Source organism: Pseudomonas gebzensis (genome assembly GCF_034427815.1).
GTDB lineage: Bacteria > Pseudomonadota > Gammaproteobacteria > Pseudomonadales > Pseudomonadaceae > Aquipseudomonas.
In genome coordinates this window covers 59,119-72,351 of sequence record NZ_JAXQNS010000014.1, presented here as the reverse complement: position 1 = coordinate 72,351, position 13,233 = coordinate 59,119, and the positions used below count along the sequence as shown (strand labels likewise).

Annotated in this window: 12 protein-coding genes; 5 read left to right on the top strand and 7 right to left on the bottom strand. The window is 65.4% G+C overall.

The window, feature by feature from the left end; genetic code table 11:
- Positions 1-131: 131 nt before the first annotated feature.
- The 3 genes from sodC to SJI00_RS21740 form a co-directional block, all read right to left on the bottom strand.
- Complete coding sequence (gene sodC / locus SJI00_RS21750; RefSeq protein ID WP_322463746.1) at positions 132-650, bottom strand: superoxide dismutase [Cu-Zn] SodC; 519 nt, start codon at positions 648-650, stop codon at positions 132-134.
- Positions 651-795: 145 nt separating this feature from the next.
- Entirely contained in the window at positions 796-1,743 is a 948-nt protein-coding gene (locus SJI00_RS21745; RefSeq protein WP_322463745.1) for a FecR domain-containing protein, read from the bottom strand.
- Positions 1,740-2,255 carry a sigma-70 family RNA polymerase sigma factor gene (locus SJI00_RS21740; protein ID WP_322463744.1) on the bottom strand — a complete coding sequence of 172 codons (516 nt, stop codon included), beginning with the start codon at positions 2,253-2,255 and terminating at the stop codon, positions 1,740-1,742. The genes SJI00_RS21745 and SJI00_RS21740 overlap by 4 nt, the downstream gene beginning before the upstream one ends.
- A gap of 167 nt (positions 2,256-2,422) precedes the next feature.
- Between SJI00_RS21740 and SJI00_RS21735 the strand changes: the two genes are divergently transcribed.
- The 4 genes from SJI00_RS21735 to SJI00_RS21720 all read left to right on the top strand — a co-directional run bounded on the left by SJI00_RS21735 (position 2,423) and on the right by SJI00_RS21720 (position 6,160).
- Positions 2,423-2,785, top strand: coding sequence for a glyoxalase superfamily protein (locus SJI00_RS21735; RefSeq protein WP_322463743.1), 363 nt, complete (start codon positions 2,423-2,425; stop codon positions 2,783-2,785).
- Between the two features lie 253 nt (positions 2,786-3,038).
- Positions 3,039-4,616 (top strand): ATP-binding cassette domain-containing protein, encoded by a 1,578-nt coding sequence (locus SJI00_RS21730; RefSeq protein ID WP_322463742.1) that lies wholly within the window; start codon positions 3,039-3,041, stop codon positions 4,614-4,616.
- Positions 4,617-4,862: 246 nt separating this feature from the next.
- Positions 4,863-5,312: a type II 3-dehydroquinate dehydratase gene (gene aroQ / locus SJI00_RS21725; protein ID WP_322463741.1), complete on the top strand. Its 450-nt coding sequence runs from the start codon at positions 4,863-4,865 to the stop codon at positions 5,310-5,312.
- Positions 5,309-6,160, top strand: a complete 852-nt coding sequence (locus SJI00_RS21720; protein WP_322463740.1) for a shikimate dehydrogenase — start codon at positions 5,309-5,311, stop codon at positions 6,158-6,160. The genes aroQ and SJI00_RS21720 overlap by 4 nt, the downstream gene beginning before the upstream one ends.
- Positions 6,161-6,213: 53 nt before the next feature.
- Here SJI00_RS21720 and SJI00_RS21715 read toward each other — a convergent pair whose 3' ends face one another.
- Positions 6,214-6,876, bottom strand: coding sequence for a TetR/AcrR family transcriptional regulator (locus tag SJI00_RS21715; protein ID WP_322463739.1), 663 nt, complete (start codon positions 6,874-6,876; stop codon positions 6,214-6,216).
- Between the two features lie 284 nt (positions 6,877-7,160).
- A complete protein-coding gene (gene quiC, locus SJI00_RS21710; protein ID WP_322463738.1) occupies positions 7,161-9,068 on the bottom strand; it encodes a 3-dehydroshikimate dehydratase QuiC in 1,908 nt (635 codons plus the stop codon).
- A 503-nt stretch (positions 9,069-9,571) separates the two neighbouring features.
- Here quiC and SJI00_RS21705 point away from each other — a divergent pair.
- Positions 9,572-10,945 carry an MFS transporter gene (locus SJI00_RS21705; protein ID WP_322463737.1) on the top strand — a complete coding sequence of 458 codons (1,374 nt, stop codon included), beginning with the start codon at positions 9,572-9,574 and terminating at the stop codon, positions 10,943-10,945.
- Between the two features lie 85 nt (positions 10,946-11,030).
- On the opposite strand, the gene SJI00_RS21700 is transcribed toward SJI00_RS21705, so the two are convergent.
- Together SJI00_RS21700 and SJI00_RS21695 are read right to left on the bottom strand one after the other, a co-directional pair.
- On the bottom strand, positions 11,031-11,909 hold the full coding sequence (locus SJI00_RS21700) for a DMT family transporter (RefSeq protein ID WP_322463736.1): 879 nt from the start codon (positions 11,907-11,909) through the stop codon (positions 11,031-11,033).
- A gap of 395 nt (positions 11,910-12,304) precedes the next feature.
- The gene (locus SJI00_RS21695) at positions 12,305-13,081 is read right to left on the bottom strand and encodes an IclR family transcriptional regulator (protein WP_322463735.1); all 777 of its coding nucleotides are present in this window, start codon (positions 13,079-13,081) and stop codon (positions 12,305-12,307) included.
- Positions 13,082-13,233 lie beyond the last annotated feature (152 nt).

The window sequence follows — 13,233 nt, the reverse complement described above, 5'->3', positions numbered from 1 at the left end:
AACAAGAGGGCCGCCGAGGCGCAATGCCAGTCAGTCAAGCCGTGTGAGGCTGCGGTGCAGCCCCGATCACTCCACTGACTGGCATCGGCCGCTGACGCGGCCCTGCACGGCGTTCGCCGATGACACGCGGTTTACTTGACCACGCCACAGGCCATGCGCGCACCGCCACCACCGAGTTTCTCCGGATGGTCACTGTGGTTGTCGCCGCCGGCATGCACCATCAGCGCATGGCCTTTGAAGTCTTCGGCTTTCAGGCGCGGAGCCAGCACCGGGTACGTCGCCTTGCCGTCGGCGCCGACGTACAGCGCTGGCAGGTCGCCGCGGTGGCCGCTGTCGTCATAGGGGCCTTTGTGGGCATTGGTGGTGTCGGGGTCCCAGTGACCGCCCGCGCCGCCGGCCGGCACGGTTTTGCCGTTGTCCTGGGCCGGGTCGCACGAAGCGTTCTGGTGCAGGTGGAAACCGTGCACGCCCGGTGGCAGGTCTTTGAGATCGGGCGTGAGCAACGCGCCGTATTTGTTCTGCTCGATGGTGATGGTGCCGATCGACTTGCCCGGGCCATCTGTGCCAGCGAGCTTCAGCTCTACCGTCTGCGCCGCCTGGGCCAGGCCTGCGCTGGCCAGTAGTGCGGTCATGAGCAGTGCTTTCTTCATCGGGGTGTCTCCTTGGCGTTGGAAAAGGTGGGCGTCGTACCCGGTACAACAGGCCCGCGCAGCACCTGCGTGTCAAATGGGACTGCATCGGCACGCGGCGATTCCATCCAGCCACAGATTGAAATACTTCCCTGCCGATGCGCACTCATGCGGGCTGCTCGCGGGCGCTCAGCGATACCCAATAGCGGGTGCGGTATTGCACCTGCAGCGGCAGGCTGGCGGCGAGCAAGGCCAGGATGCGATCAGTGTCGTCGAGCACGAAAGTGCCGGTGACCCGCAGCCGCTCCAGGCCAGGCTGCCAGCGCAGCACGCCTGGGCGGTAGCGCTCGAGTTCACGCAAGAACTGGCCCAGCGGCTGGTCTTCGACGATCAGCACCCCCTGTCGCCAGCCGGGCAACTGCGCATCGAAGCGCCGCACCTGCGCCACCGAGGTTGTGCTCAAGCGCGCCTGATGGCCTGCGACCAGCCGTTGCTCGCCACCGTGCTGGGGTGCCAGCCGTAACTCACCCCGCGTCACCGAGACCAGACAACCGTCGCCATCGTCGCGCACGCAGAAATCGGCCGGCGCAGCGTCGATGCGACCATAACGGGTCTGCAGGTGCAGCGGGCTACGGCTGTCCAGTGCGATTTCGCCTTGCAACAGTGTCAGGTGCAGCTGCCCGTCGACCCACGCCAGGTCGACGGCTGTGGCGGTGTTCAACTGCAGGCGGCTGCCATCGACCAGCATCTGTGCGCGCCGCTGGCCGGTGGTGGTCGCAAGGTCGGCACGCCAGCGCTCCATGGGCAGTTGCCGGTAGGCCAGCCAGGCCACCGGCGCGCACGCTGCCACGGTCAGCGCCTGGCCGAGCAGCTTGCGCCGCTGCGGGTCGGGGCGATCCAGGCAGCTCAGACCGACTGGCGCCGGCACCTGGGCGAAACGCTGGCGCAACTGCTGGGCCTTTTGCCACAGCGCTTCGTGGGCCGCGCTGCGCGCGCGCCAGCGTTGCAGGCGCAGGTCACCGGCGCCGTCCAGCTCACCGGCATCCTGCAAGGCCAACCACTGCGCAGCCTCGCGCGCCAGTTGCCGAGCCTGGGGGCTGACCTCGGCGCTCACAGCGCCACCAGCAGGCAATGCTCATAGGCTTGGGCCATGTAGCGTTTGACCGTGCGCGGCGACACCGCCAGGCGTTGGGCGATGCTGGCGTAGTCGAGCCCTTCGAGCTGCGCCCAGAGAAACGCCCGACGCACCGCCGGCGGCAGCCCGTCGAGCAACTCGTCCAGCGCCTGCAGCGCCTCGAACATGAGCCAGCGCTGCTCGGCCGACGGCACCTGGGCTTGCGGCAGTTGCGCAAGAGCATCGAGATAGGCGCGCTCCAGGCTACGGCGCTTGTAATGGTTGACCAGTAGCCGTTTGCCGACAGTCAGCAGGTAGGCGCGCGGCTCGCGCAGGCTCGGCAGGCTGTTGCTGCGCTCAGCGGCCAGCACCCTGACGAAGGTGTCCTGAGCCAGGTCGGCGGCGGCCCAGCGGTCGCCCAGGCGACTGCGCAGCCAGCTTTCCAGCCAGCCGCTGTGCTCGCGGTACAAGGTGCTCAGGCAAGGTGAAGGCGCCGCAGTGGAGTCGGTCATACACAGGCACGCTAGAGGGATAGGAAGCTGCAAATGCGAGTGATTCTAATTGCTTGGCGCAGGCCCGCCAAGCGTTGTGCACGGGGGCGCCGCTCAGGGCACTTGGCAAGGTCGCCCGGACCCTTCAGGATCAGCCCTTCCCTCTGCTGCACGCCCAAGGACTGCCCATGCATTTTCAACCCGCCATTCCGGTTTTGCGCATCTTTTGCGTCGACAAGGCCAAGGCTTTCTACCTCGACTTCCTCGGTTTCACGCTGGATTGGGAACACCGCTTCACACCTGAACTGCCCCTCTACGCCCAAGTGCACCGTGATGGCCTGATTCTGCACCTGTCCGAGCACTACGGTGATGCCACGCCCGGCTCCATGGTGTTCGCTCGCGTTACCGACTTGCGGGCCTTGGAGCAAGCACTGCTGGCCAAACAGTATGGCTACGCCCGGCCGGCCATCGAGACCGTGGACTGGGGTTTGCAACTGCAGGTGCGCGACCCGTTCGGCAACCTGCTGCGCTTCTGCGAGCAGATGGACTAGGCCTGCGAGCCACAGTGCAGCAAGCCTTGCAGGGTGGGCGGATTCAGAGGGTACGCGTGGCCAAGCCTGAGCGGGTGCAGACCCGTAGAATCAGCCCGCCCTTTACGTAGCCCCCATGCGACGCTACGCTGGCGACCTTTCCTGCACACTGAGGTGTTCGTCCGATGCGTCATTGATGCCGCCGTCTGCTTGACGGCCAGCCTTCACCCCCCAGCCTTGCTTTGGGGATGTCGCGGCATGAATGGATTTCTCCATGACGAACACTTCGATTCTGACGCTCGACCGCGTCACCTGCGCCCTGCCCGATGGCCGCGCGCTGTTCACCGACCTCAACGCCACCCTTGACCACCGCCACACCGGGCTGGTGGGCGCCAACGGCGTGGGCAAAAGTGTGCTCGGCCGGCTGTTGGCCGGTGAGTGCGCGCCCAGCGAGGGACGTTGCCTGCGCCGTGGCCAGGTGCATCGGCTCGACCAACAGACCCTGTGCCAGAGCCGCACCGTGGCCGACCTCGCGCAGATCGCCCCGCAGCTAAGGGCATTGCAGCGTATCGCTGAAGGCAGTGTGGAACAGGCCGACTTCGACCTCATGGGCGAGCGCTGGACCCTGGTCGAGCAGTTGCAGGCCCAGCTTGCCCGGCAGGGGCTGGGCGGCCTCGACCCGCTCAGCCCGGCCAGCATCCTGAGCCCCGGCCAGGCGATGCGCGTGGCCATCGTGGGCGCGTTCCTCGCCGACGCCGACTACCTGATTCTGGACGAGCCGAGCAATCATCTCGACCGCCAGGGCCGCGAGCACCTGCAAGCGCTGATTGCCCAGTGGCCGCGCGGCCTGCTGCTGATCAGCCATGACCGCGCGCTGCTCGAACCCATGCAGCGAATCCTGGAACTCAGCACCTTGGGTTTGCGCAGCTATGGCGGCGGCTACAGTGCCTACCGCCGCGCCAAGGCCGCCGAACAGGCGCACGCCCAGGACACGCTCGATCGCCTGAAGCTGCAGCGCCAGCGGGAAAAGGCTGAAGCGCAGCACCAGCGCGAGCGACTCGAACGTCAGCAGGCGCACGGCCGCGGCACGGCCCGCGAAGCCAACCAGGCGAAGATCCTTCTCGGCCGCCAGCAGCAACGCAGCCAGGCCACGGCGGGCAAACAGCAGCGCCTTCAACAGCACGCGCAGCACGCCATCGACCAGCGCGTCAGCGAGGCGGCGCAGCGGGTCGAACGTGCCCGGGGCATCACGCTGCAGGCACCCACCGCGCAGCGGCCAAATGGGCGGTCACTGTTGTGTCTGGATCGAGTGCAGTTGCCCCACGGCAGCCAGAAACCGCTCGACCTGCACCTGCGCGCAGGCGAGCGCATGGCAGTTACCGGTGCCAATGGCAGCGGCAAATCGACGTTGCTCAAGCTGATCAGCGGCCAGCTGACGCCTCGTGCCGGCACTGTGCAGGTCAGCGGTACGGTGGGTCTGCTGGATCAGCACGCCAGCCAGCTGGCACCCCACCAGAGCGCGCTCGGCCACCTGCAGCAGGCCAACCCGCTACTCGACGTCAGCACCTTGCGCACGCGCCTGGCCCATGTGGCCCTGGATGCGGCGCGGATCGAGCTGCCCAGCGCCCTGCTCAGCGGCGGCGAGCGGGTCAAGGCAGGGCTCATCGCGTTGCTGTACCGGCACACACCGATCGACCTGCTGCTGCTCGATGAACCCGGCAACCACCTTGACCTGGTGTCACTGGAGGCTGTCGAGCAGATGCTCGCGCAGTTCCAGGGGGGCTTGCTGGTGGTGTCGCACGATGAGGTGTTTCTCAGCCACCTGCGGCTGGATCATCGGTGGGTGATGTAAACGGCTCGTGGGCAGCGCCCCGTTCCAGCGCAGGCGCCCTTACGCAGGCGCAGGGTGCAGTCGACACGACCGCCCCCTGCCAGCGAGCCAACTGCACCGCTCAGCGGTGGCGGCGCGCCCGACCATCACTGCGCACACGTGCGCGATTACCGCCCACTTTCGCCGTGGCCTCCCATCGTCCGATTGACGTATTAACCGGATGGTACAAATATCGCGTCATTCCACAACAACAAAAGCGATACGTTCATGAAGCCTCGAATCCTGGTGCTCAATGGCCCCAACCTGAACCTGCTGGGCACCCGCGAGCCGGCCCACTACGGCGCTGAAACCTTGGCCGAACTGGGTAACCTGTGCGCTGCCAGTGCCGACCAGCACGGTCTGGACCTGGAGTTTCGCCAGACCAACCACGAAGGCGAACTGCTCGACTGGATCCACGCGGCACGCGGCCGCTGCCACGGCATCCTGATCAACCCCGCCGCCTGGACCCACACCTCTGTCGCCCTCCGCGACGCGTTGGTGGCCAGTGAAGTGCCGGTGATCGAGGTGCACCTGTCCAACGTGCACACGCGAGAACCCTTCCGTCACCTGTCGTTCGTTTCGTCCATTGCCGTGGGCGTGATCTGCGGCCTGGGTAGCAACGGCTACCGCCTGGCCCTCGGCCATTTCGCCCAACTGCTCAAGGAGCCTGCGGCATGAGCACCCGTCAAGATGCTGTGCTGGCCGGCCTGATTGGCCGTGGCATCCAGGCTTCGCGGACCCCGGCCTTGCACGAGCGCGAAGGTGACGCGCAGTCGCTGCGCTACCTGTACCGCCTGATCGATGCCGATCGATTGCAGGTGCCGGACAGCGCCCTGCCCCAGTTGCTCGAAGCCGCCGAGCGCACCGGATTTACCGGGCTGAACATCACCTTCCCGTTCAAGCAGTCGATTCTGCCGCTGCTCGATGAGTTGTCGGAGGAGGCGCGTGGCATTGGCGCGGTCAATACCGTGGTGCTGCGTGACGGCAAGCGGGTGGGGCACAACACCGATTGCCTGGGCTTTGCCGAAGGCTTCCGACGCGGGCTGCCGAACGTGTCGCGGCGCCAGGTGGTGCAGCTGGGCGCAGGCGGTGCCGGTTCGGCGGTGGCCCATGCCTTGCTCGGCGAAGGCGTCGAGCAACTGCTGCTGTTTGAAGTCGATGCGCAGCGTGCGCAGGCACTGATCGATAACCTCAGCGTACGCTTCGGCCCGGGCCGCGCGGTGCTCGGCGAGGACTTGGCCCAAGCCGTCAAGGTCGCCGACGGGCTGGTGAACACCACGCCCGTCGGCATGGCCAAGCTCCCCGGCACGCCGCTGCCGCCGGCGTTGCTGCATGCAGGGCTGTGGGTGGCCGAAATCATCTACTTCCCGCTGGAAACCGCGCTGCTGCGCCATGCCCGTGCGCTGGGGTGCCAAACACTCGACGGTGGCACCATGGCCGTGTTCCAGGCCGTGAAGGCCTTCGAGCTGTTCAGTGGCCGGGCTGCGGATGCGGCGCGCATGCAGGCGCATTTCGCCGGGCTCTGACAGACCGACGCCGCGCCGGGGGGTGCCTGGGCGCGGCGTCAGGTTCATTGCGGCTACGCTTGCAGGTAGCGCAGTACCACCTCGCAGATCATGTCCTTCTGTCGCCGCTTGACGTGCTCATCAGACAGCTCGATCTGGAACAGCTCGCCGAAGGTATGGCGGTTGGACACGCGGTAGAAGCAGAACGAACTCATCAGCATGTGCAGGTCGATGACCTCGATGCCGGGGCGGAACACCCCCTCCTCCACGCCGCGCGCCAGAGTGTTGCCGAGCATCTGCACGACCAAGCTGCTCATCTCGCGGATTTCCGGAGACTGTTTGACGTATTCGCCGTAGTGGATGTTTTCGGTGCTGACGATGCGCACGAAGTCGACGTTGAGGTCGTGGTGATCGAAGGTGAACTCCACCAGACGACGGATCGCCTGCACCGGTGGCAGCGACTCCAGGTCAAGGCCGTGTTCGGTCTTGCGAATGTCGCCATACAGCTTGACCAGGCACTCGACGTACAGCTGCTCCTTGCTGCCGAAGTAGTAGTAGATCATGCGTTTGGAAGTGGCCATGCGCTCGGCGATCGCGTCGACCCGAGCGCCGGCCAGGCCCTGCTGAACAAACTCCTGAATCGCGGCCTGAAGGATATCTTCACGGGTCTTTTCAGGGTTGTTCTTGCGCGTCTTGCGCTCCCGCAACGCGGCGGGCTTGACTTGCAGATCACTCATACCGGCTCACAGGTTCTTGTTGGAATCGGCTGATTATCCGCGAGCCAGCCAGCCCAGGGAAGCGTGCAATAGACCACCGAAGGCGCGAAATGGCGACAGGCGATGGCGCACTGCCAGCTAGCGCAGCAGCGTTCAAGGCCCACGCCTTGAACACGACCGCGGCCGTACACTCGGCCCAGGCCAATGGCCAGCGCTCGACTGCGTGCGCTCAAGCGCGACGAGGCCGGTACTGGGCAGGCAGTGCCGGCTCCGGTTGCCATGGCCTGGACGCGATCCAGCCTTGCCTACAGCACCGGCTTGCGGGCCGCACCGCTGCGCGCTTTGGCCATGGCCGCCAGGCGCACTGCCACGTTGGCCGCGCCGTAGCCCACATAGCCGCCCTTGCGCTGCAGGATCTCGAAGAAGAAACGGTCCTCGAAGGCCTCGGTGTACACATGGAACAGCTCGCCGCCCTGGGCATCGCGGTCGTACAGCACGTTGAAGTAGGCCAGTTCGCTCAGGAACTCGTCGTCGAAATCAAAGCGCGCGGCCAGATCGTCGTAGTAGTTGAGCGGGATTTCCAACAGCGGCACGCCGGCGTCCTTGGCCCGCGCCACTTCGCGAAAGATGTCCGCGCATTCGAAGGCGATGTGGTGCACGCCCGAACCACGATAGCTCGACAGCGCATGGGCGATGGCGGTGTTGCGGTTCTCGGAGATGTTCAGCGGCAAGCGCAAGGTGCCGCACGGGCTGCGCAGGGCGCGGCTTTTGACCAGGCCGTACGGGTCGGGCAAAACCACTTCGTCATCGGCGGTGAAGTCGAACAGGCTTTTATAGACCAGGACCCAGGTGTCCAGCGTTTCGGCCGGCAGTGCCAGGGCCATGTGGTCGATGCGCAGCAGGCCGCCACTGCCCGCATCGACTGTGTCGAGGCTGAAATCGGTGTCGTAGATGCTCTGGCCATTGCCGGCCTGCTCCACCAGATAGATCAGGCTGCCGTCGGGCGCTCGTACTGCCGGCACTTCACGTTCGTTTGGCCCGACCAGGCCGCGATACGGCTGGCCACCAAACGCGGTGGCGCGTTGCAAGGCAGGCCCGGCCTGATCGACCCGCAGCGCGGTGGCACACAGCGACGGGCCATGGGCTTCAAAGAAGTTGTGGGCAAAGGAATAGGGCTCGGCGTTGAGCACGATGTTGATATCGCCCTGGCGCAGCAGACACACGTCCTTGCTGCGGTGCTCACCCGCGTCGCTGAAGCCCAGACGCTTGAGCCACCCGCCCAGCCGCGCGCCCACCGCTTCATCGACGGCAAACTCAAGGAACTCCACGCCGTGGTACCGGCTGGCGGCCGGCGGGGCAAACAGCACACCGGGTTCAATGGGTGTGGCCTCGGCCTGCAGACGCAGGCGGGTTTTTTCTTCCAGGTACAACAACGAGCGCAGGCCGTCGACCGCGTTCTGCCGAGGCGGCGCTGCGCGAAAGCCATCGTTGAAAATTTCCAGTGACAACGGCCCTCGGTAACCGGTGGCGAGAATCGGCGCCAGGAAGCCGGCCATGTCCATTTCGCCCTGCCCTGGGAAGCAACGGAAATGCCGGCTCCACTCCAGGACGTCCATGGCCAGGATCGGCGCGTCGGCCATTTGCACGAAGAAAATCTTCTCGCCCGGAATATCGCGAATGGCGCCGGGGTCGCCCTTGAGCGAGAGGGTGTGGAAGCTGTCGAGCACCATCCCAAGGGCAGCGTGATCGGCCTGGCGCACCAGGTGCCAGGCCTGCTGATAGGTGTTGACGTGGCGGCCCCAGGCCAACGCTTCATAGCCGATGCGCAGGCCGCGCTGGCTGGCGTGCTCGGCGAGCAGGCGCAGATCGTCGACCAGCACCTGTTCATCGCCGAGGGCATCGGCCTGCACGTTGCTGCACACCAGCACCAGATCGGTGCCCAGTTCCTGCATCAGGTCGAACTTGCGCTCGGCGCGGTCAAGGTTGCGCTGCAGGCGGTCGCGGCGGCAGCCCTCGAAATCGCGGAACGGCTGGAACAAGGTGATGGCGATGCCGAGGTCGGCACACATCTGGCGGATTTCCCGCGGGCTGCCGGCGTAATAAAGCAGGTCGTTTTCAAAGATCTCGACACCGTCGAACCCCGCTGCGGCAATCGCTTCGAGCTTTTCCGGCAAGGTGCCGCTCAAGGACACGGTGGCAATTGAACGTTTCATGCTGGAATTCCTTGTTGTGTGGCGCGCAGCGCAATCGGCGCGGGACGACGGACCCGCAAAGGGTTTCTTGGCAGGATGGATTATTCGCAGGTAAAGTCGCGCCGACAATGGGCTTTGTACGGAATGGTTAGTATTGCGTTCGATTACCGAACAGAACCGGATGATACGAATTGATTCACTTCACAGCGCTGGACAACCATTACGCCACTCCCAGGCCAGGCCCTCGACCCGCACGGCTTTGTCGTCGAGGGGTTGGACACTGCGAGGGCGCGTGTTGCGTCACCAGACAATAATTTCAATAAACCGGGTAAACACCTATGCACACCTCCGATGTCCTTGCACCTGCCCGCAAGCACCGAGCACGTACCTGCCGCCCTGCCCTTTGTACTGCGCTGGCCAGACCCATGCCTGGGCGCTGCTCGTTTCTGCCTGCCTGAAGTGCCTTACCCATGCGTTGCCTACACCGCGCTGTGCGGTGACTAACAAGAACAACGGAGAACACGATGGTCAGATCAAGCTCCCAAGCCAAGAAGGCGACCGCCAGCGGGTGGATCGGCTCGGCGCTGGAATACTACGACTTCTTCATCTACGCCCAGGCTGCGGCATTGATTTTCCTGCAGATCTTCTTCCCGTCGATGGACCCGAAGATGGCCATCATCGCCTCGCTCGCAACCTATGGCGTGGGCTACCTGGCGCGCCCCATCGGCGCCTTCGTGCTCGGCCACTGGGGCGACACTCGCGGGCGCAAGAACGTGCTGCTGTTGTGCATGTTCCTCATGGGCCTGTCGACCATGGCGGTGGGCCTGCTACCCACCTACCACGACATCGGCATCGCTGCCCCGCTGATTCTCGTGCTGCTGCGCCTGGTGCAAGGCTTTGCGGTGGCCGGCGAGATTTCCGGTGCCAGCTCGATGATCATGGAGCACGCCCCGTTCGGCCGCCGTGGCTACTACGCCAGCTATACCTTGCAGGGCGTGCAGGCTGGCCAGGTCATGGCGGCTGCGGTGTTCCTGCCGCTGGCCTATTTCATGCCCAGCGAAGCGTTCAATGACTGGGGCTGGCGCATTCCGTTCCTGCTCAGCGCCTTGGTGCTGGTGGCAGGCTTCATCATCCGCAAAGAGGTCCACGAGACCCCGGCATTCGTCCAGGAAGAGCAGAAAGACGCCGTGGCCAAGTCGCCGATCAGCGAAGCGTTCCGTTACAGCTGGAAGCACATGGTGCTGGTGATGTTCATGGCCCTGATGAACGTGATTCCGGTCGTGGCCACCGTGTTCGGTGCGGCCTATGCGGTGCAGCCGGCCTACGGCGTGGGCTTCGATAAAAGCGTGTACCTGTGGATCCCGGTGATCGGCAACATCGTTGCCGTGCTGGTGATTCCGTTCGTGGGCAACCTGTCGGACAAGATCGGTCGCCGCCCGACCATGATCGCCGGCTGCCTGGGCTCGGGCCTGCTGGCGTTCGTCTACCTGTACGCCATCAGCATCCATAACGTGCCGATGGCCGTGGCCGCCTCGATCGTGATGTGGGGCTTGGTCTACCAGGGCTACAACGCGGTGTTCCCAAGCTTCTACCCGGAGCTGTTCCAGACCCGCTACCGCGTGTCAGCCATGGCCATTGCGCAGAACATCGGCACCATGCTGACGGCCATGCTGCCGGCGTTGTTCGCCGCCGTCGCGCCACCGGGCTCGGACAACATCCCCATGGTGGTCGGTGGCATTGCCTTCTTCATCACCTGCGTGTGCGCCCTGGCGGCCTACCTGGCCCCGGAAACCCACCGCCTGGCGATGGAAGACCTGGGCAAGGCCGATGCCAAGCCCATGAGCAAAGCTGCCTACGAAGCCAGCCGGCAGGACAGCCTGCGAGCCGTCAGCCACTGATGTTCCTGCTGCAATGAAAAAAGGGGTGCGTTGCTGGCAACGCGCCCCTTTTTGGTCTCCACCTCCCAGCCTTCGGGTGCGCCTCTCACTTGCGCCGCTGCATCCACGCCGCGCCCAGACCGCTCAGGCAGATGATGGCGATCCCGACCAGACTGATGGTGTCTGGCATCTGGCCGAAGAACAGCAGGCCCAACAGGCCGGCAAAGACGATCTGGCAGTAGCTGAATGGCGCCAGCAGTGCCGGCGCGGCAAAGCGGAAGGCCTGGGTCAGCAACAGGTGCGCGCTCATGCCGAAGCCGCCCAGGGCAAGCATCAGCAGGGCGTGATCCCAGCGCGGCACCTGCCAGAAAAACGGCACCAGCGCACTCATCACCAAGGTGTTGCACAGCCCTGCGTAGAAGTTGCTGGTGGTCGGGCTGTCGATGGTCGAGAGCTTGCGGGTGAGGATCTGGTAGAAGCAGAAGCCCAGCGCCGAGCCCAGCGGAAAGAGGATCGCCGGAGTGAACATCGCGCCGCCCGGGTGCACCACCACCATGACCCCGATGAACCCCAGCACCACCGCCACCCACTGGCCGCGGGTGACATGCTCCTTGAGCAGTGGCACCGACAGCGCCGTCACCAGCACCGGGGCCAGGAAATTGACCGAAGTGGCCTCGGCCAACGGCAGGTAATGCAGGCCGCTGGTGAACAGCAAGCTGGTACTGAGCAGGCTCAACGCGCGCAAGGTCTGCAACAGCGGGCGGCGGGTCCGCAGCACCGCCATGCCGGATTTGGGCAGGAAAATCCCGGCCATCAGCAGGGTGTGCACCACGTAGCGCGCCCAGACCACCATGATGATCGGATAGATGCCGCCCAGGTACTTGGACAGTGCGTCGTGGCTGGCGAACAGGAACGTGGCGCTCACCAACAGGGCCATGCCACGCAGGGGTTGGTTGACGCCGGAAAGTGGGGTGCTGGTACTCATGCTGGTCTCTGAAAAAGACGCCGCGGCAGGCGGGGTCGTGGGTCATCGGGTCACGTGCGCGGCAGCACGCTCTGGGCCTCGGGCAAGACCCGCGGTGCGCGGTGCTCTGCGCTGACGCCCGGCTCGAGCAACTGCCGCATGGGCCTGTGCGGGCTCAGCGGCAGGTGGGCCGGCCAGCAGCCCGGCCAGGCCGCAATCGCCTTACCGGTGCAGCATCGTTCGTGTGTGTCTGAGGCAGGCTTGGCACGCGCCGCCCTTTCGATCATGCCGGTCAGGGGCAGTTCCAGCACCTAGGCCAACGGCACGTGCAGCCCTGGCGATACCGGAACCTCGTTCCGCTTTTTTGAATTGGGTCTATTTAGGAGCAGCCTGCACGCCAGCGCAAGGGGCATCGATCAACTGAACAGCTCCGAGGCCTGGCTGGCCTGCGCCAGTTCCTCAACGGCGGCCAGGAGCAACGGCGCCAGCGCTTCGATGCGTGCCTGCGCCAGCCTTGCACTGGGCCCGGCCACGCTGAGCACGCCGCTGGGCTTGCCGCTGCGCGGATCACGCACCACTGCCGCCAGGGCCGCGGTACCGACGGCCGAGCTTTGCATCACCCAGGCGTAACCGAGCGCGCGGGCCAGGCGCAGGCGTTCGAGCAGCTCGCTGGTGTTGCGTGGCGCGTTGGGGCCCAGCTCGGCTGGCGCGCTCAGGCCCTGGCGCGCCACCAGCGCCAACGCCTCGGCGTCGCTCAGGCAGGCCAGCCAGGCGTGCCCTGAAGCGGTGTAGAACAGCGGCGCATCGCGGCCCATGTCGGGGTCGTAGCGCAGGCCGGAACGCGCGCCTTGCGCCTTGGCGATCCATGTCAGGCGCTCACCTTCGATCACGCCCAGACGCACCAGCTCGCCCGTCTCGGCGGCCAGACGTTCCAGAATCGGCTCGACGATATCGGCGCCGCTACTGGCCAGGTAGCGGAACGCCAGGGCCACCAGGCGGGTCGAGAGCTGGTAGTGGCTGCTGCCTGCGTTCTGTCGCACGTAGCCTAAGCGGATCAGCTCGGCGAGCATGCGGTGGGCGGCGCTTTTCGGGATGTGCAGGTCGTCGGCCAAGCTCTGCAAGGCGCAGCCGCTGGCATCCCGGGTCAGGTGCTCGAGCAGGTTGAGGGCGCGTTCGATCTGGCTGCCGGCCATGAAAAGTTCCGCAGTCTGGAAAAATGTGGGCAAATTCTAGAAGAAGGCGGCCCAAAGCAGAAGCGCCTTGATGTGTGCGGTAATCGACCCGTTTCGCCCATGGCCCTTGGCAATGGGCTCGCAAGACAGGGGATGATGAAAGCCGGTTCCAA